We start from the raw sequence: 20,093 nt of genomic DNA, 5'->3' as shown, positions 1-20,093 counted from the left end.
TCATCTGTGCAAATCTGTGCTATCTGCGGGATAAACAAAATAATTACCCATAAGCAGATACTTTTCTATGGTTTATCCTCAATATTGGATATTCAATAGAACCGGGCTTTAGCCCGGTTTAAAAATAAAATGTTTTCCTTTGGCTTAAGCCAAAACTTAAATAACAAGGTAATTTTCAACAATCATCTGTGCAAATCTGTGCTATCTGCGGGATAAACAAAATAATTACCCATAAGCAGATACTTTTCTATGGTTTATCCTCAATATTGGATATTCAATAGAACCGGGCTTTAGGCCGGTTTAAAAATAAAACGTTTTCCTTTGGCTTAAGCCAAAACTTAAATAACAAGGTCATTTTTAACAATTATCCTTGCAAATCTGTGCTATCTGCGGGATAAACAAAATAATTACCATAAGCAGATACTTTCTATGGTTTAACCTCAATATTGGATATTCAATAGAACCGGGCTTTAGGCCGGTTTAAAAATAAAATGTTTTCCTTTGGCTTAAGCCAAAACTTAAATAACAAGGTAATTTTCAACAATCATCTGTGCAAATCTGTGCTATCTGCGGGATAAACAAAATAATTACCCATAAGCAGATACTTTTCTATGGTTTATCCTCAATATTGGATATTCAATAGAACCGGGCTTTAGCCCGGTTTAAAAATAAAACGTTTCCCTTTGGCTTAAGCCAAAACTTAAATAATAAGGTAATTTTTAACAATTATCCGTGCAATTCCGTATAATCTGCGGTAAAAACTCTGCCATTATAATTAAAGACTATTCCCATCAGGAAATTCCAGCTAATAAAACATAAAAAAGCCAGTACAAAAAGTACCGGCTTATATAATGGATGACTTACATTTTATTTTCTTTGTGGCGGATAATTCTTCATAATCTCAGCCATAATCTCAGGAATCTGTCTTTGTTTTGCTTTCGGAGAATCTACAGAAATTCCGCTTCCGATACCCTGCCAAACTAATTTATTGGTTTTTGCATCAATAAGATCAACAATTAATGCTCCTTCATTATAATTTGTTGTCCATGTTCTGTTCATGCCAACACCCCATCCGAATGGTCCGCCCCATCCCCACATTCCGTAAGGAGAAGACGAGTTGATATCAGTAATCTTTTTATGATTCGCTTTTACATTGATAATCAGATCAGGATTTTCTCCGGACTGAAGTCCTTTGCTCTGAAGCTGTCTGGACAGTTCATTCAATACTCTGTCTTTATCAATATCATTCAGTTTTAGATCATCAATTCTTATTTTATAGGTTTTGTAAGAATTGAAATTGGCGGTTTCAGCATAATCGGAACGTACCTGAAAAGGGCTACAAGAAGTTAAGCCTAAAGTAGCAGATGCCAACAAAATAAAAATATATTTTTTCATTTTATTTATTTTTTTTTATCACTTTTAATGAATGTATCAGTCTTTTTATCGTACCCGTAAGGACAGTGTCTGCAGCCGCTTTTACAGCAATAGCCTCTTTTCAGATGGAATTTTTCTGTAAAAACCTTGTACCCCTGTTCATTATAGTAGAAGTCTTCACCTTCTTTGATGTCATAATGGGCCATAAGTTAAATGCTAGTCAAAAAACTTTTTATATTTGTTACTATGATAATTGTATGCCAAAAGCCTTTAAAAAAATTAAAAATTAATGGCATCGCTCTCTTTCCCTTTATCTTCATTAGGAAACCCGAAGATAAGGAAAATAATGTATTGATCAATCACGAAAAAATCCATCTGCGTCAACAATTGGAAATGCTCATCATTTTTTTTTATATCTTCTATGGTATTGAGTACTATTATTGGTTCTTCAGACTTAAGGACGGTTATCTGGCCTACAGAAGAATTTCCTTTGAAAGGGAAGCATATGCCAATGAAAACAACCTGAATTATCTCAGAAAAAGAAAATTCTGGAGCTTCAGAAAATATCTTTAGAATAAGTGCATGATGCGTCGGAGTTCCGGTTACGAGATTCGGGTTCCGGGTTGTGGATTCTGGCTTCAATATTATCTATAATTCAATAGGAACGGGCTTTAGCCCGTTTATCAAAAAATCCGAATTCATCCGGCTTTAGCCGAAACTTAAATTATAATCCTTATCTTATTATACAAAATTCGCACATTCTTAACACAATCATCTGTGAAAATCCATATTATCTGTGGTAAAAAGAATCTATAAAAACAACAAATTGCCACAACACTAAATCTTTTCCTACTTTTGTAAAGAATAAACCTTTAGTTGTAAAACTGAAATGCTATTAAAACCTCCCACAAAACCTGTTCCTATCCAGGAAATTCCCATTCAGAAAAATATTAGGCTTTTCATTAAAAGGGAAGATCAGATTCATCCGCTGATTTCAGGCAACAAATACTGGAAGCTGTTTCACAATGTCAATAACTATCTTGAAAAAAATCAGGGAAACTCTTATATTATTACTTTCGGAGGCGCCTTTTCCAATCATATTGCAGCGGTTTCAGCCGTAGGGAACCTGGCAGGTATTCCAACATTGGGAATTATCAGAGGAGAAGAATTGCAGCATAAATGGCGGGATAATCCAACCTTACTTTTCGCAAAGAGAAACGGAATGAACCTGAAATTTGTCACCCGGGAAGAATACCGCCACAAAGAAAAACTGACAGAATTCCTTCAGCAGGAGTTCCCGGAAGCATTAATCATTCCTGAAGGAGGAACCAATGAAGAGGCCGTAGAAGGGGTGAGAATGATGCTCAATGAACAAACAAAAGATTTTGACTATCTTTGCACCGCAGTTGGAACCGGCGGTACCGTTGCAGGTATTTCAAAATTTTGTGAAGAGAATCAGAAAGTTATAGGATTTAAAGCCGTTGACGATGCTTCACTCGAAAATAAAATTTTTGAATTAACTTTGAAACAGAATTTTAATCTAATAGATTCATGTTTTGGAGGTTATGGTAAAATAAATGACGGAAACGTCCGTTTTATCAATGATTTTAAAGAGAGGTACGGTATTCCTTTGGAACCGGTTTATACAGGAAAGATGCTGGAGAAGATTTTTGATTTGATTGAAGAAGGATATTTTCCTGAAAACAGTAAGATTTTGTGTTTTCACACTGGTGGATTACAGGGAATTGAAGGAGCAAATCTGCTGTTGGAAAAACAGAATAGAAATTTAATTATATAAGTAAAATTGAAAAACATGAAAAGACTTTTCCTATCCATAAGCCTTTTAGTTTTATCAAAATTTTCAGCCCAGACTTGGGCAACCGAAGATCAGTATATTCAGAAGTTTGCTAAATATGCCGTAGAAGAAATGGAAAAATATAAAATTCCGGCTTCTATTACCCTTGCCCAGGGATTACTGGAAACCGGGGGCGGGCAGAGCAGACTGGCACTGGAAGGTAAAAACCACTTCGGTATAAAATGTAAAGAAGACTGGACCGGTAAAACGATGAAACATACCGATGATGCACCTAACGAATGCTTCCGTGTGTATGAAGATCCAAGACAGTCTTATGAAGACCATTCCATATTTTTATCCACCAGAAAATACTACGCAAACCTTTTCAAGCTGGATATGAAAGATTACAGAGCATGGGCTTATGGTTTGAAAAAAGCAGGCTATGCTACCAATCCCCGTTATGCTTCAATTCTTATCACTAAAATTGAAAAGTACAGACTATACGAATATGACAATACAAATTCCAATGAAGTATTGTACGCCGTTCTTAAAATGTATCCGGATCTGAAGGATGACAGAACGTTCATGGCACAACTGGACCCTTCAAAAGCAGTTAAAAAAGCTAAAGAACCGGTTACTGTAGAAGTCCCTTACAAACAGACTTCGTATGCGCAGCAGCAAAAAAGAGTGGAAAGAATCAAAACGAAAGCTGAAATCCTTAATTCCATTCTTATCAAAAGCCATCCGAATGACGGCCTGAAATATATCATTATTCCTGAAGATACCGATGTAAAATTCATTGCCAATAAATTCAAAGTCAGCGAAAGCAGGCTGATGAAGTGGAATGAACTGGAAAGTGAAACTTTAAAGAAAAATGACATCGTTTTCCTTGAATCTAAAAATTCTACAGGAAATACAGCTACCTATAAAGCCGAATACGGAGAAGATATGCATGATATCGCCCAGAAATTCGGAATCAAATTAAATAAATTATATGCTAAAAACAGAATGGATGAAGGACAGCAGCCATCTGCAGGACAGCTGATTTATTTAATAGATAAAAAACCACGAAACTAATTTAATTCTTTGTTGAGAGACTACCGTTGACAGTATATGCCAACCCGCAGCTGTCAACACCAACTAAATATATATGAAGTATCAAAGAAGTTCGGCTTTGTTTGATGAAGCCTACAAATACATTCCGGGAGGGGTAAACTCTCCGGTAAGAGCATTCAAATCCGTAGGAGGAGTGCCCGTTTTCATGAAATCGGCAAAAGGTGCTTACCTTACTGATGCAGATGACAATACTTACATCGATTATATCAACTCATGGGGCCCGGCCATTTTAGGACATACACATCCTGAAGTACTGGAAGAACTGAAGATACAGGCAGAGAAAGGGTTCTCTTTTGGTGCTCCTACCGAACTGGAAACAGAAATTGCAAAATTTATCATCGAAAATGTTCCTAATATTGACCAGATCAGAATGGTTTCTTCGGGAACGGAAGCGTGTATGAGTGCCATCAGGCTGGCAAGAGGATATACAGGAAGAGATAAAATTGTAAAATTTGAAGGCTGTTATCACGGACATTCAGATTCATTCCTGATTAAAGCCGGAAGTGGTGCCGCTACATTCGGAAATCCAAATTCTCCGGGAGTAACAGCCGGAACCGCCAAAGATACATTACTGGCACGTTACAATGATTTTGAACAGGTCGAGGATTTATTCCGTCACAATCAGGGAGAAATTGCAGCGGTAATTATAGAGCCGGTTGCCGGAAATATGGGATGCGTCCTGCCTGAAAATGACTTCTTACAAAACCTTAGAAAAATCTGTGATGAAAACGGAGCCTTATTGATCTTTGATGAGGTAATGACCGGTTTCAGATTAGCATTCGGAGGAGCTCAGGAGCTTTTCAACGTAAAAGCAGATTTAGTGACTTACGGAAAAGTAATCGGAGGAGGACTTCCGGTAGGAGCTTTCGCCGGAAGAAATGAAATTATGGACCACCTTGCACCAAAAGGAGGAGTTTACCAGGCTGGGACGTTAAGTGGAAATCCTTTGGCCATGAGAGCAGGATTAAAAACACTTCAGCTTATTAAAAACGATCCTGAATTTTTCAACAGATTACATACAACAACAGAAACATTGGATTTCGAGATCGGAAAAATTCTGAATGAAAAAGGAATTGCCCATAAAATCAACAGAAAAGGTTCTATGATGTCTGTATTCTTCCATATCAACAGAGTTTCTAATTTTGATGAGGCTCAGGAAGCTAACCATTCATTGTTTAATAATTTCTTCCACCAGATGCTGCAGAATGGGGTGTATTTACCACCAAGTGGATACGAAACGTATTTCATCAGTGATGCCATCAAGGATAAAGAAATTGATATGACCTTAGAAGCAGTAAGAAAATTTGAATATTCAAATAAATAAATATAAACAAAACCGGATTTTAGATCCGGTTTTTTTTGTAAAAAAATTCAGGTGCTTATGGGTAAATAAAAATGAAAATATACACATAGTTCGTCACTCCGTAGGAGTCTCTGCAACGTAAACAGTAACCTGGATTCCTGCGGAATGATAAGGGAGCCGGTAATACTTTCCGTAAATCTTAAGTGATTTTATTACAAAATATGCGCATAGTTCGTCACTCCGTAGGAGTCTCTGCAACGTAAACAGTAACCTGGATTCCTGCGGAATGACAAGGGAGCCGGTAATACTTTCCGTAAATCTTAAGTGATTTTATTACAAAATATGCGCATAGTTTGTCACTCCTAGGAGTCTCTGCAACGTAAACAGTAACCTGGATTCCTGCGGAATGACAAGGTTGCCGGCAATACTTTCCGTAAATCTTAAGTGATTTTATTACAAAATAGGCGCATAGTTCGTCACTCCGTAGGAGTCTCTGCAACGTAAAACAACATCATTTGTATTCCTGCGGAATGGCAAGGGAGCCGGTAATACTTTCCTTAAATCTTAAGTGATTTTATTACAAAATATGTGCATAGTTCGTCACTCCGTAGGAGTCTCTGCAACGTAGACAGTATAACCTGGATTCCTGCGGAATGGCAAGGGAGCCGGTAATACTTTCCGTAAATCTTAAGTGATTTTATTACAAAATATGTGCATAGTTCGTCACTCCGTAGGAGTCTCTGCAACGTAAACAGTAACCTGGATTCCTGCGGAATGACAAGCGTTATGGTAATACTTTCCGTAAATCTTAAGTGATTTTATTACAAAATATGCGGATAGTTTATCACTCCGTAGGAGTCTCTGCAACGTAGACAGTAACCTGGATTCCTGCGGAATGACAAGGGTGCCGGTAATACTTTCCGTAAATCTTAAGTGATTTTATTACAAAGTAGGCGCATAGTTTGTCACTCCGTAGAAGTCTCTGCAACGTAGACAGTATAACCTGGATTCCTGCGGAATGGCAAGCGTTATGGTAATACTTTCCGTAAATCTTAAGTGATTTTATTACAAAATATGCGCATAGTTCGTCACTCCGTAGGAGTCTCTGCAACGTAGACAGTAACCTGGATTCCTGCGGATGAGAATTACCGTAAAATCTTTTGATCGTGATACAGAAAAGATAAACTTAGCATTTAGAAAGTAATTGCCACAAAGCATAAATCATACAGATTTTGTAATAAACCATACACTTTGTTCAGGACGCTTCTTTTTAATTTTGCCATAAACAGATTGGAAATGAAGACCTCAGACCCTACCATCTCCCGTAAAGACTTTATCCGGAATTCAGCATTGGCTGTAGCGGGATTAACTTTAATGCCTACTATCATGACCGCATCCCCTTTTTTTGATGAAAACAGTATTTCAGCAAAAGGAAAAATGAGCCTTAAAAATGTTCGTCTGGAAACAGGTTTTGAATATCAGGATGGGGAAGTGGCTTCTACCAAAACAGATCTGTTCTGTGTAGAAATTGAAAACGGAAAAATCACAAAGATTTCACCGAATCAGCCCAATGCCAAAGCCATAGATGCAAAAGGATTGTTGATGCTTCCTGCTTTCAGGGATATGCATATTCATCTTGACAAAACTTTTTATGGAGACCGGTGGCAGGCTGTTAGAAAAAGGAACGGAGGAGTCAAGGGAATGATCGAACTGGAGCAGAAAATGCTTCCGGAGATGCTTAAGAATTCAACCTTTAAGGCTGAAAAGCTAATTGAATTGTTACAGTCAAAAGGAACTTCCTTCGCAAGAAGCCATGTAAATATTGAGCCTACTTCCAAGCTTCAGTCATTAAAAAATCTGCAGAAGGCTTTAGAAAATAAAAAGAAAGGTTTTGGAGCCGAGTTGGTGGCTTTTCCACAGCACGGTGTGTTTTATACGGATTCAGTGCCTTATCTGAAAGAAGCGGCAAAAATGGACATCGATTTTATCGGTGGAGTAGATCCGTTCAACATCGATGGAGATATTGAAAAAGTACTGGATTTTACCGTCCAGCTTGCTACAGACCATAAAAAAGGGATTGATATCCACCTGCATGAAACCGGAGATTCCGGATTGAGAACAGTAGAATATCTGATTAAAAAAGTAAATGAAAACCCTTCTCTGAAAGGAAAAACCTATTTGAGCCACTGTTTTGTTCTTGGGAAATTAGAAGCCGTAAAACAGGAAGAAATTGCTGAAAAATTATCTGAAGCTCAAATCGGAATTGTTTCTACAATCCCTTTCGGAAGACTGGTCATGCCAATACCAACGCTTTACAAACATAATGTCACAGTTCTTACAGGGAATGACAGCATTGTGGATCACTGGAATACTTTCGGTACAGGAAGTGTACTTCAGAAAGCTAATTTAATGGCTCAATTGTATGGATATTCAACAGAATTCTTACTATCAAGAAGCTTAAAGCTGGCCACAGGAAATATCCTTCCGCTGGATGACAAAGGACACCAACAGTGGCCTAAAGCCGGAGATAAGGCAGATTTTGTACTGATCAATGCCAGCTGTTCAGCAGAAGCGGTATCAAGAATTTCAGAGGTGGAATCATTGGTACATGATGGAAACGTTGTTTTTTAATTCAAATAAGAGTTGATTAAATAAAGATATAAATATAATCTAGTTGTGTTTTTTGACCACAAAGGGTATAGAAGTGAATGCGGACTGAGACTGAAGTAAGAGTGAAGGTAATGCTTTTATCCTTTTGTGGTTATTTTTAGTTTTCTCTCACAATTTTTAGTAATTTTAGGAGAAAATCAGGCAGAGTGGGTTACCATACAGATCATTTTCCGGTTTTAGGAATTCAGGAATTCAGCGAGAATCAGCTGAAGGGCTGTAATCTGCTGTTTAATGAACTTTACGGAGCGCGTTCTATTGATGAACCCCACAAGCATGACTTTTTTATCATTAATCTTTTTGAGCACGGAGTAGGCTCACATACCATAGATTTTACAGAATATCAGGTAAAAGACTATCAGATTCATCTTGTTTTTCCTGATCAGGTGCATCAGTGGGTCATTGAAAAAGAAACCATAGGATACCAGCTGATGATCAGTAGAGATTGGTTTGAAAGTTTTCTGCCGTCGTTAAGGTTCTCAGCTTCTTATTACCAGAATCATCCGGTGATCAACCTTTCCAAAGAAGTGTTTGACATGTTTCTGTATGAATTCAAAGAAATCCGGAAAGAACTGGGCGAGGAGAAAATATTCTGGGAACTTATTCAAAAAAGAAGCGAATTGATTGGCCTTTTGGTGAGCAAATCTGTGGAAGGGGTTTTTAAGGATTTTGAAGTCTACAACTCAAACCCTATTATTTCAAAGTTTCTGCATCTTATTGACGAACATTTTAAAACGGAAAGATCAGTTTCTTTTTACGCTGAAAAACTGAATATCTCTGCCAATTATCTGAATATTGTCTGCAAGAAAAGTCTCAATGTTTCGGCTTCTTCCCTCATTCAGAACCGTATTTTACTGGAAGCAAAAAGACTCTTAAAAGTTTCTGAAATGTCCGTAAAGGATATTGTATATGACCTGGGTTTCTATGATCATGCCAGCTTTTCCAAATTCTTTAAAGCACAAACGGGAATGACACCTTCCCAGTTCAAAGAATAATCTGTACAAAACAAGACATAATTGATACACCGGTTTTATCCTTAAGCCAGGTTAATTTTGTATTGTTAAAATTTAAATCATGCAATTTCCCTATCAATTAACTGCAAAAGGAAAATATACCCTGAAAAATGTCCGCCTTGAAACAGGTTTTGAATACGAAAATGAAGAGGTTATAGGAACAAAGACCGGCCTTTTCAGTATTGAAATTGAGGACGGAAAAATAAAAACAGTGAAAGCCAATGACCACGCTTCTGAAGCTATAGATGCTAAAGGATATCTGATGCTTCCTGCTTTCAGGGATATGCACATCCATCTTGACAAGACATTATATGGGCTTCCGTGGCAGGCCCTTTCTCCGAAAAGAAAGACTGTAAAAGATATGATCGCTTATGAGCAGCAGATCATTCCTGAGCTGTTGAAAACTTCTGTAAGCAGAGCAGAACAGCTGATCAGCCTGTTGCAGCATTACGGAACTCATTTTGTGAGAACTCATTTCAATATTGATCCTACTTCAGGGTTGAAATCCCTGGAACACCTTGAGCAGGCGCTTGAAAATAAAAAAGAATCCTTCAAAGCGGAGCTGGTTGCCTTCCCGCAGCATGGTGTTTACCATACAGAATCTGCACCTTTGATGAAAGAAGCCGCACAACTGAAAAATGTGAAATTTATTGGAGGGCTGGATCCTTTAAGTATTGACGGAAGCATTGAAAAAGTAATGGATTTTACTGTTCAGCTGGCTTTAGACCATCATAAAGGAATTGATATTCACCTGCATGAAACGGGAGAGTCCGGAATGAAAACAATCAATTACCTGATTGATAAAGCGATCGAAAATCCTGAACTTCAGGGAAAAACATTTGTTAGTCATGCATTTGCTTTAGCTTATCTCTCACCAAAAGAAACGGAGCAGGTTGCAGAAAAACTGGCTGCAGCAAAAGTAGGAATTGCTTCTTCCATACCTTTTAAAGGAAAAGTAATGCCAATTCCAACCTTAAAAAAATACGGGGTAAATGTACTGATCGGAAATGATAATGTGCAGGATTACTGGAGTACATTCGGATCCGGAAATATGTTACAGAAAGCGAATCTGATTGCTGAGCTCTATGGGTACGCCACAGAATACGCGTTGTCGAGAACCTTGCAGTTTGCAACTCAAAGTATTCTTCCTCTGGATGACAAAGGAAATCAGCAATGGCCAAAAGCAGGTGATGACGCTGCGATCGTTCTGACGGATGCTTCCTGTTCTGCGGAAGCCGTTTCCAGAATGTCCGGAATAAAAGCCCTGATGAACGGCGGGAATTTATTCTGGAGAAATTAATTGAAGTATATATATTTTTATACACTTGTTTTTTGTGAATGCCATCGGAGTCTTTCCGGTGGCATTTTTTGTAGCCGCAGGTTTCGAGATTACGCATTTCGAGTTTCGAGTTGATTTCGGGTTTTTAGCCCGTTATGTAAAAACAAATTCATTCCTCTGGCTTTAGCCTGAACTTATCTGTAAACGGCTGTGAAAATCTTTGTCATCTGCTGTAAAAACAACTGTTCAAATTGCTGTTTTCAGTTTTTTTCAATATGAACAGATGTTCATATTGAAACCGGCAGACTTTTGTAAAACCAGGGAATAATGAAGAAAAAAGCCTTCGGAAAATGTTCCGAAGGCTTTTTAAATTTAAATGAAATTAATCTAACTACTATATTGTTTTATAAGTTGAAGTTAGTCCAGCCTGCATACCATGTATCTGTAGCATCCTTTACAGCTCCTTTATAAGTTACCTGTGTAAACCAAGTCGCTAACTTAGGGTTAGTAAAGGCTCCTCCTGTTAATAATGGAGAACCCGCAGTAGGAGTAAAGTTTGGTGTAGTTCCTGCTGGAGCCCATGCGCCGGCAAGTTTTACATCAGCTGTAGAAGCAAGGATTGTGTTTCCTTTAGCATTGAACCATGTTGTAAGATCAGCCAACGTATACGTTGTAGGAGTAGATGTAGATGGTCCGAATTTTAAAGGAGTTGTATTTCCTGCCAATACGTTGTTTTCAAAGAATAGTTTATTACCTACAATATTGTTATCTGTTGGAGAACCTTTTGTAGCATCGATGAATAAACCAACAGGGAATCCTGTAAATACAGAGTTAAATACTGAGATAGAAGAGTTTCTTCTGATCTGTAATGCATTCTGGAATAACGCGTTGATAGACCCCGGAGCCGCAGAGTTGATTGGCCCGATAATCGTCATGTTAGAGAATGTAGCAGATGTCTGAGGCGTTAAAGTAGAACCGTTGGCATCATTATCAGATTCAAATGCGTTGGAGCCTGAAACGTCCGCTACCTGAGAATCTCTTACAGCAATACCAAACTGTACCTTTCCTGAATAACCGTTATCTGTATCGAAATCATCATCTAAACCTTTATAAGAAATAAGGTGAGAACAGTTTACCGTTCCTCCGAACCATTCAAAACTGTCATCATTAGCATAAGCAACTTCTACATAATCTACTGTAGTTCCGCTACCTACACCACCGAAAGTAAGCCCGTTGATTTCTTTATCCGGTAAGAATGCATATCCTGCATATTCAATTCTTACATATTTTAATACACCACTGTTGTCAGCAGCATTTGTTCCACCGTAAAGTCCAAGACCTTCAGAGTTGTTGATTCCTCCTTCAATTTCTCCAACTCCGTTTGCTCCACCGAAAGATGAGTTGGTAGGAGCATTTCCTAAAATTACGACACCTGCCCAGTCTCCTCTTTTTGGACTTGGTTTTTCAGAAGTGAAGATAATAGGATTGGCAGCAGTACCTTCTGCCATGATTTTACTTCCTCTTGTAATGATCAAAGCACCGTTTTTATCAGCTTCACCTACAATCTTTGTACCTGGCTCGATCGTTAAAGTTGCTCCGTTGGTTACATATACCAGTCCTCTCAGCTTATAGATTTTATTGGCTTTAAGTGTTGTATTGGAAGTGATTTTTCCTGAAAGAATAAGGTTTTCAGTTTCTCCGTTTCCGCTACCTCCATTTTGAATAATGGTAGGTCCATCTTCTTCTATATTTCTACATGCGGTAGTTGATACTAGAGCGCCAAGCATTAAAGAATATAAAACGAACTTTTTCATGTTATAAAGAATTAAATTATTTTTATTAGATTATTTGTTGAGTGAATTAAAAATTGTATCCCAGTGTTAAACTGATATTGGTTCCTGTAAGTCTTTCAATAGCAAGAGCATCTTTGCTGTCATACTTACCGTTGTCGTTCAGGTCATGGTAGAATTTGGCACGACGGTTCAGGATATCTGAAACATTCAGCTTGATCTCTCCTTTGTTGCTCCATAATTTTTTAGCAAGCTGGAAATCAAGAAGTGGTCTTGGTGCTTCCCAGATTGGTGGCACCTGGTCATTTCCTACATACAGGATTCTTCTTCCGATCATGTTGAATAATACTGTAGAAGACCATCCTGATTTCTCAGTATCATACTGAAGGCTTACGTTTACCGTATATGGAGACTGCCCCTGCATTGGCCTGTCAATCTTGGTAGCTTCGTCTGTTACTCTGTTTTTGATTAATGCTACGTTTCCACCCAGCGTAAAGTTTTTAAGAGCACTTACAAAATCCAGTTTTTTTCTGGCTTCCACTTCCAATCCGTAAGCATCAGCTTTATCTACGTTAAGATAGTTGAAGGTGTTACTGGTTCCTACCCCTGATTGGTTGAAGTATAATTCGATAGGCTTTTTGAAGTTTTTATAGAAAGCTGCCACTGAGAAGATTTCACCGTTTCTCGGGTAATATTCCCAACGAAGGTCAGCACTCGTGATTTTTGTTCTTTCAATAGATTTGTTACCGATTACGGTTGCTCCAAGATCAAAATCATAATAAGCTAAAGGAGAAACCTCTCTGAATTCCGGTCTTACAACAGTTTGTGAACCGGCAAGACGAATGTTCATTTTAGGATTTACCTTGAATGTTAAGTTAACAGCAGGCAGGAAGTCTGTAACACGTGTATTTACAAAACGGTCATCACTCTTTTTCGTGCTTCCGACCAACTGGTCAAAGTTTTCAACTCTTAATCCCCAAACTGCTCTTAACCAAGGTGTAAAGTTATTGTCAAACTGTAAATACCCTGCGTTAAGGATTGTATTGGCAATATATCTGTACTGGTTTCCTGCAATTTCATCGAATGTAAACCCTCCGTTAGTTCCGAAATTCTGAGGATTGAAGATCGTTTCAAAAGGCTGGGAAAGCAGTCCCTGGTTGAAATTTTCAAGTCTTACAGAGAACGGCCTTGAATTGTATATTCTGTCTTTTACCTGGAATAAATACCCTCCCTTGATCGTTTGCTTTTGTCCGAACATCGTAAATGTCTTGGAAACATCACCTCCGGCATTATATAAATAGTCGCTTAGCGTAGAGTAGAATACACTCCCTGATTTTTGGGAAAGACCATTGGAAATTAATGCCAGATAAGGACTTCCCGGCATGTTGGTGTATTGGTTATACTGTAAACGCTGCAGCAAAGGAATATACTGATCAAGAATTCCGAAGCTTCCGTACCAGTTTATGGTCAATCCGCCAAGAGCATCAATTTTATGGTTACCACTAAGGGTTGAGTTGTAGAAAGTAGTTTCTTTAAACCCTATCTCCCTTGCCATGATGTTTGTTCCGTTGATCGGATCAAATTCAAAGTCCTTTCCTGTTCTGAAGGACATGTGGTTTACCGTATTGTTGGTAATGATATTCTTTAAGGAAATTTTATTGTTGTTGTTCAGCTTTAAAGCAAGGTTCAACATTCCTCCTAAAATAATATCATTGCTGTATTTTTCTGTAAAATAATCGAAATTGGTATCAGCAAGCTGGTCGTTAATGGTAAAGAAACGGTTGGTAGATTCAGTTCTTCTTTTGTTGTTACTGTAGTTTAAAACAGCAATTACCCCTAAATCCTTTCCGAAAACTTTTGTATTGAAACCTCCGTCAAGCTGTAAGCTTAAATTTTCCGGATAACCGATACTGTTGTATCCCAAATTCTTTGTATACCCTTTACCGATCTCCGTTTTTTGTGCCTCGGTCAGAATGCTGAACGCATTTTTTGCAGGCATATTCGAAGGAAGTTTTCTGTAGCCGTCATCTATACCTAAGAAGTCCCATTTTCCGCCTTTCTGCATATGGAATTCCTGTCCCATAGTAGCTGTATTTCCTCCTACACCTACCTGAACGTTGAAGAAGTTTTTATTAGGAATATCCTTTGTATTTACCTGAATCAATGCTCCTCCCCATTCACCGGTATATTCAGGAATGAAAGTTTTGTTGATAACAAGTGTTTCGATAACGTTGGCAGGGAAAAGGTCAAAAGAGAAGGTTTTTCTGTCCGGTTCTGTACTGGATAGCTGAATACCGTTCAGCATCGCCTGGTTATAACGGTCAGATAAACCTCTTACTACGATATATTTTCCGTCAAATAAACTCACCCCCGAAACTCTTTTCAGAACTTCACCGGTGTTTCTGTCCGGACTTCTTTTGATAGCTTCAACACCGATAACCTGAGAAACTACACCGGCATTCTTTTGTAAACCGATGGTAGAAGCTATGGTTTCTTTTCTTGCGTTTGATTTTATGACAACTCCCTCAATTTCTTTTTCTTTGGCAGATGGCTTATCCAGAATGATATCAAGATGCGTATTACCTTCATTTTTGATAACTACCTCGCTGATCTCTTTTCTGTTATACCCGTTGGAGCTTACTGTTACAATGTAATTGGTACCAGGGGAAAGGTTGATAGAGTAGTATCCGGAAATGTCAGTGGTAACTTCCTGACCATTTACTTTTACTTTTACTCCTTCTATAGGAGTGTTGTCTTTCTCGTCCAATACCCTACCTTCCAGAATCTGACTTTGTGCAAAAGCATAGCCAGCAGAAAACAAGGCAAGTAGCATAATGCTCTTGTGGAGTTGTTTTTTCATTTTACTTCTTTTACTTCTTTTTCAAGGGCAAAATAAAGGCTAAGTTTTTAAGAAAACTTTAGGAGAATCTTAATTAATTATGAAGTTTGTATTAACGGCTGAATGAAATTTATACTTATCGATGTTTAATTTATATAATTATAATTTTTGTTTTAATTTCAAATATTATTCCTTATATTTGATTTGTGTATATTTATTTGTTGTTTTTTTTATTGATTTTGTAATTTGGATTTAAAATGTAATTTTTTAATAATTAGTTAACATTTGCCGGATAGATGAAACCAATGGAAATAATTAATTTTGTGGGAATTCTTAAACTAGAAGATGAGCAAAAAAATTCTTTTAATAGACGATGAACTGGACATTTTAGAGATTCTGTCTTACAATTTGGAAAAAGAAGGGTATGATATCTATACTGCTACCAATGGTAATGAAGGTATAGAAAAAGCAAAGGAAATTGTTCCGGACCTTATCTTATTGGATGTCATGATGCCTGAGAAAGATGGTATAGAAACATGTCAGGAACTTCGTAAAGTGAAAGAACTACAAAAAACACTTATCGTGTTCCTTTCTGCAAGAAGCGAAGAATTTTCTCAGTTAGCAGGTTTTCAGGCTGGAGCCAATGATTACATCGTGAAACTGATCAAACCGAAAATCCTTATCTCTAAAGTGAACGCATTATTACAGCTGACCTCTCAGGTTTCAGACAATGCCAAACTCATCGAAATCGGAGACCTTGTTATCGATAAAGATAACTTCAGAGTTTCCAAAAGCGGACAGCAATTTCTTCTTCCTAAAAAAGAGTTTGATCTGCTTTACCTCTTGGCTTCCAATACGGAGAAGGTTTTCAAAAGAGAGGAAATTCTTGAAAAAGTCTGGGGTAATGATGTGATTGTAGGGGAAAGAACGATTGATGTTCATATCAGAAGACTGAGAGAAAAGTTAGGAATCAATACGATTCAGACATTAAAAGGGATTGGGTATAAACTGATCGTTTAATTATTTAAAAACCTTAACTTTACGTTCAATCATTAAAACGTTGTAAAATTGAAATTTTACAGACTTACCCTCGTTGCCTCATGTCTGCTGACACTGGTAATGTTCCTTTTGGTAGTCGTATTCGATTCACTGAAAGATATCTATTATGAGACCCCTTTGTTCAAAACGGGTCTTTTCATCTGTATTGTCCTGATCTTCCTCATCAATTGTGTAGTGCTGGAACTGCTTTTCAATTACTACGGCAGGAAGCAGGTAAAAGGTCTCTCAGGATTTCTTCCGCAGGAAATAGTACAGAATCAGGACGAAAATATCACCATCAAAGAATTAGGGGAAAGGTTTTCAGATCTCAACCAGCAGCAGGTATCAGAGATTGATATGATGAAAGAGATGGAAAGCTACCGTAAAGAATACATCGGAAATGTTTCCCATGAGCTTAAGACTCCCTTATTTTCCATCCAGGGGTATGTGGAAACCTTAAGAGACGGCGGAGTAGACAACCTTACCATCAGAGATAAGTATCTGGAAAGAATTGATAAATCGGTAGAAAGACTGATTGCCATTGTGACAGATCTGGATATGATCAACAGGCTGGAGGCCGGCGAAATCAATCTTACCGTTTCGAAATTTGATGTCAATCTTCTGATCAAAGAGATCTTCGACCTTCTTGACCTTGAAGCCGAAAAAAGAAATACAACATTACAGATCCAGACCCTTCATCCACAGATCTTTGTGGAAGCTGATAAACAGAAAATTTCACAGGTTTTCATTAACCTTATTTCCAATGCCATTCATTATGCCAACAGACAGGAAGCAAAAGTAATTGTAAAAACCAGTATCCTTAAAAATAAGGTGCTGATAGAGGTGATAGACAATGGAATGGGAATCAAATCTGAAATTCTCCCAAGAATCTTTGAAAGATTTTACCGTGTGGAAACCAGCAGAAGCAGGAGAGAGGGCGGCTCCGGACTTGGTCTTGCTATCGTAAAGCACATCCTTGAAGCACACAACGAAAACATTACCGTGGAAAGCGTTTACCTGGAAGGGACGAAGTTCAGTTTTATGCTCGAAAAAAGTAAATAATTCCGGCAAAATGTAAGAAAAAAAAATATTTTAAAAAATCCTGAAATATTTTTTTGTCACATGTCATTTATTATATATTTGCAACAGAGATTTATCATAATTATAAAGGCAAAAAAGTAATTTAAGAAACTGATATGGTTTACAAAATCCGCGTAATATTAGATGCGAAAGAGGATATTTTCCGTGATGTTGAAGTTAAGGGAAAACAAACGTTATGGAACTTACATTTAGGAATTAAAAGTGCATTCAGTCTGCAGGGAGATGAGCTTTCTACTTTTAATCTGTTGGAAGATGACGGAACGATCGTAAAAAGTGTCCCATTGGAAGATATGAGTGATGATGGTGATGGCGAGATCATGTCAGATGTTTACATTGATGAGGCTTTTGAAAATGTAGGTGACAAAGCACAGTTCCAATATGGGCTTCTTGATCTTTGGGAATTCTTCTGTGAGCTTGTAGAAGTGATTGAGGAAACAAAAGGTGTAAACTACCCGATCACAGTATACAGATTTGGAAATGTTCCATTGAAGGCTCCTAGCAAAAACGGAAATTCAGGAGGTAAGAAGAAATCAACATTGCCGTTGGTAGATGATGAGTTCGGTTTTGATGATGATTTCGTAGCAGGAGGAAACTTTGTAGATGAAGACGACAGTTTCGATGACGAGGAAGAAGAAGACTACAATGACGATGTCTTTGATGATGAGGATGACAATGATGATGAAAGATAATCAGCACAATATAGGCCCCGGGTTTTGACCCGGGGCTTTTTTTATGGCTGGTAAAGTGAACAGTCCTTCTGCTCTTAATGATTTTGCCTTTTTTACCCTTTTACCCCAAAAACAATCCTTACTTTTGTTAAAAATAGTTTAATGAAAAAATTAATTTTGTTAGCTGTAATTGGTCTGGGAATTGTTTCCTGTACCACTCAAAAAAATACCAGAAGGATGACAGAACTGCCAAAAGATTGGAAACATAACACAAATATCTACGAAGTAAACATAAGACAATATACTCAGGAAGGAACTTTCAAAGCCTTTGCAAAAGAAATGCCCCGCCTGAAATCTATGGGAGTAAAAACACTTTGGTTTATGCCGGTTACTCCAATTGCCCAGCAGAATAAAAAAGGAAGCCTGGGAAGTCCTTACGCAGCAGCAGATTATACCTCTGTCAATCCGGAATTCGGAACGCTGCAGGATTTTAAAGATATGGTGAATGAGGCCCACAGATTAGGATTTAAGGTGATTCTTGACTGGGTAGCGAACCATACGGGATGGGACCATGTATGGACAAAAACACACCCTGAGTTTTACCTGAAAGATCCGGACGGTAAATTTCATATTGCCTCCGGAATGGATGACATTATCGAACTTGATTACAAAAATCAGGAAATGCGGCAGGCAATGATTGATGCCATGAAATTCTGGGTACAGGAAACCAATATTGATGGCTTCCGATGTGACCTTGCCTCATGGGTGGAAGTAGATTTCTGGGAACAGGCACGTCCTGAAGTGGAAAAAGTGAAGCCGCTTTTCTGGCTGGGAGAGTTTGATGAACTGGAAAGTCCGGAGTACGGAAAAGTATTTGATGCCAGCTATTCCTGGAAATGGATGCATAAATCGGCTGACTATTATAAAAACAATGAGCCTCTTCAGGAGTTGAAGGATCTGTTGAGACAATATTCCAATATCGGAGACGCTTCAATGAGAGCATGGTTTACCACCAATCATGATGAAAACTCATGGAACGGTACCGAATATGAAAAATACGGAGTCATCACAAAGCCTATGGCAGTATTCTCTGCAACATGGAATGGCGTTCCGTTATTATATTCAGGCCAGGAACTTCCGAATATGAAGAGACTGGAATTCTTCGAAAAAGATGCCATCAAATGGACAAATACCTATCAGGTTGCCGATTTCTATAAAACATTATTGGATTTAAAAACATCAAATCCTGCATTGAGAGGAGGAGATTCCAATGTGACCACCTATCTTCTCAATACGACCGCCAATGACAAGATTCTGGCTTATGTAAGAAAAAACGGGAAAGATGAAGTACTGGTAGTCCTGAATATGTCAAAAGAACCCGTTAATTTTTCTATTGAAGATGAGCACCTGTCGGGAATATTCAGAAATGTTTTTGATAAGACCAAAAGGGATTTCAGTAATGGAAAAGACTTTACTTTCAAAGTTTCTGATTATGCTGTATTTGAAAAGTAATATTTAAATTTTCGGCTTATATTTTAATACCTTCATGAATAGTCACTAAGTTGTACGCAATTCCCCTCCGCCGGAGGGGTGTCGAAATCTATGATTTTGACGGGGTGGTTTTATCTGCCCTACAATAAAAATCCACCATTACAATGAACAAACAGGAAATCATCAATATTATTAAAGCGAAAGCCGCTGACAAAATCCAGTATTTCGAAAAACTTATTGCAGAAACCCGGGCTTCCAATAATGATACGAAAAGTTCCATGGGAGACAAATATGAAACCGGCAGGGAAATGCTTCAGCAGGAAATTAATAATCTGCAGAGACAGCTTAACGAAGTCCTGAACCAGCAGGCTGTATTGCAGAAAATAACTTCAGACCCCTCAGAAAAAGTACAGAACGGGGCATTGGTGAAAACCAGTAAAGGATTATTTTATGTGGCTGCTTCCATGGGAGAAATTATGTATGAAAAACAGAAGATTATGACGGTTTCTGCAGAATCTCCCTTGGTAAAGGCAATGTTTGGCAAGAAAATGGGAGAGATATTTACCATCAACAATATCAGTCAGGATATTGAGCATATCTGGTAATCAATCTTTAATAA

At 37.9% G+C, this 20,093-nt stretch carries 16 protein-coding genes; 12 read left to right on the top strand and 4 right to left on the bottom strand.

Annotation, left to right across the window (positions count from 1 at the left end; genetic code table 11):
* Positions 1 to 867: 867 nt before the first annotated feature.
* On the bottom strand, positions 868 to 1,395 hold the full coding sequence (locus ACR1PO_RS05130) for a DUF4136 domain-containing protein (RefSeq protein ID WP_002977479.1): 528 nt from the start codon (positions 1,393 to 1,395) through the stop codon (positions 868 to 870).
* Between the two features lie 5 nt (positions 1,396 to 1,400).
* Positions 1,401 to 1,580 (bottom strand): C1orf53 family protein, encoded by a 180-nt coding sequence (locus ACR1PO_RS05125; protein WP_034695095.1) that lies wholly within the window; start codon positions 1,578 to 1,580, stop codon positions 1,401 to 1,403.
* Positions 1,581 to 1,620: 40 nt separating this feature from the next.
* On the opposite strand from ACR1PO_RS05125, the gene ACR1PO_RS05120 reads away from it, so the two are divergent.
* The 7 genes from ACR1PO_RS05120 to ACR1PO_RS05090 all read left to right on the top strand — a co-directional run bounded on the left by ACR1PO_RS05120 (position 1,621) and on the right by ACR1PO_RS05090 (position 10,568).
* Positions 1,621 to 1,947 (top strand): hypothetical protein, encoded by a 327-nt coding sequence (locus ACR1PO_RS05120; RefSeq protein WP_433986066.1) that lies wholly within the window; start codon positions 1,621 to 1,623, stop codon positions 1,945 to 1,947.
* A 316-nt stretch (positions 1,948 to 2,263) separates the two neighbouring features.
* Entirely contained in the window at positions 2,264 to 3,172 is a 909-nt protein-coding gene (locus tag ACR1PO_RS05115; RefSeq protein WP_433986065.1) for a 1-aminocyclopropane-1-carboxylate deaminase/D-cysteine desulfhydrase, read from the top strand.
* Positions 3,173 to 3,187: 15 nt separating this feature from the next.
* Complete coding sequence (locus ACR1PO_RS05110) at positions 3,188 to 4,246, top strand: glucosaminidase domain-containing protein (RefSeq protein ID WP_374464887.1); 1,059 nt, start codon at positions 3,188 to 3,190, stop codon at positions 4,244 to 4,246.
* A gap of 73 nt (positions 4,247 to 4,319) precedes the next feature.
* Positions 4,320 to 5,609, top strand: a complete 1,290-nt coding sequence (hemL, locus tag ACR1PO_RS05105; RefSeq protein WP_433986064.1) for a glutamate-1-semialdehyde 2,1-aminomutase — start codon at positions 4,320 to 4,322, stop codon at positions 5,607 to 5,609.
* Between the two features lie 1,275 nt (positions 5,610 to 6,884).
* On the top strand, positions 6,885 to 8,219 hold the full coding sequence (locus ACR1PO_RS05100; protein ID WP_433986063.1) for an amidohydrolase: 1,335 nt from the start codon (positions 6,885 to 6,887) through the stop codon (positions 8,217 to 8,219).
* 185 nt (positions 8,220 to 8,404) lie between these two features.
* Complete coding sequence (locus ACR1PO_RS05095) at positions 8,405 to 9,250, top strand: helix-turn-helix domain-containing protein (protein WP_332385221.1); 846 nt, start codon at positions 8,405 to 8,407, stop codon at positions 9,248 to 9,250.
* 79 nt (positions 9,251 to 9,329) lie between these two features.
* Entirely contained in the window at positions 9,330 to 10,568 is a 1,239-nt protein-coding gene (locus ACR1PO_RS05090; RefSeq protein WP_433986062.1) for an amidohydrolase, read from the top strand.
* Between the two features lie 383 nt (positions 10,569 to 10,951).
* Here the strand turns inward: ACR1PO_RS05090 and ACR1PO_RS05085 are convergent, their stop codons facing one another.
* Together ACR1PO_RS05085 and ACR1PO_RS05080 are read right to left on the bottom strand one after the other, a co-directional pair.
* Entirely contained in the window at positions 10,952 to 12,361 is a 1,410-nt protein-coding gene (locus ACR1PO_RS05085; RefSeq protein ID WP_433986061.1) for a beta-helix domain-containing protein, read from the bottom strand.
* 46 nt (positions 12,362 to 12,407) lie between these two features.
* The gene (locus tag ACR1PO_RS05080; RefSeq protein ID WP_433986060.1) at positions 12,408 to 15,197 is read right to left on the bottom strand and encodes a TonB-dependent receptor; all 2,790 of its coding nucleotides are present in this window, start codon (positions 15,195 to 15,197) and stop codon (positions 12,408 to 12,410) included.
* 324 nt (positions 15,198 to 15,521) lie between these two features.
* Here ACR1PO_RS05080 and ACR1PO_RS05075 point away from each other — a divergent pair, with 324 nt between their 5' ends.
* The 5 genes from ACR1PO_RS05075 (at position 15,522) to ACR1PO_RS05055 (ending at position 20,079) form a co-directional block, all read left to right on the top strand.
* Positions 15,522 to 16,196: a response regulator gene (locus ACR1PO_RS05075; RefSeq protein WP_002977493.1), complete on the top strand. Its 675-nt coding sequence runs from the start codon at positions 15,522 to 15,524 to the stop codon at positions 16,194 to 16,196.
* A gap of 48 nt (positions 16,197 to 16,244) precedes the next feature.
* Complete coding sequence (locus ACR1PO_RS05070; protein WP_002977494.1) at positions 16,245 to 17,276, top strand: sensor histidine kinase; 1,032 nt, start codon at positions 16,245 to 16,247, stop codon at positions 17,274 to 17,276.
* A gap of 134 nt (positions 17,277 to 17,410) precedes the next feature.
* Complete coding sequence (locus ACR1PO_RS05065; protein ID WP_433986059.1) at positions 17,411 to 18,004, top strand: IS1096 element passenger TnpR family protein; 594 nt, start codon at positions 17,411 to 17,413, stop codon at positions 18,002 to 18,004.
* 141 nt (positions 18,005 to 18,145) lie between these two features.
* Complete coding sequence (locus ACR1PO_RS05060; protein ID WP_433986058.1) at positions 18,146 to 19,495, top strand: alpha-amylase family glycosyl hydrolase; 1,350 nt, start codon at positions 18,146 to 18,148, stop codon at positions 19,493 to 19,495.
* 143 nt (positions 19,496 to 19,638) lie between these two features.
* Positions 19,639 to 20,079 (top strand): hypothetical protein, encoded by a 441-nt coding sequence (locus ACR1PO_RS05055; RefSeq protein ID WP_433986057.1) that lies wholly within the window; start codon positions 19,639 to 19,641, stop codon positions 20,077 to 20,079.
* Positions 20,080 to 20,093 lie beyond the last annotated feature (14 nt).

The organism is Chryseobacterium amylolyticum (assembly GCF_051011775.1).
Classification (GTDB): domain Bacteria; phylum Bacteroidota; class Bacteroidia; order Flavobacteriales; family Weeksellaceae; genus Chryseobacterium.
The sequence above is the reverse complement of the archived record's forward strand: the minus strand, read 5'-3'. Positions and strand labels throughout refer to the sequence as shown.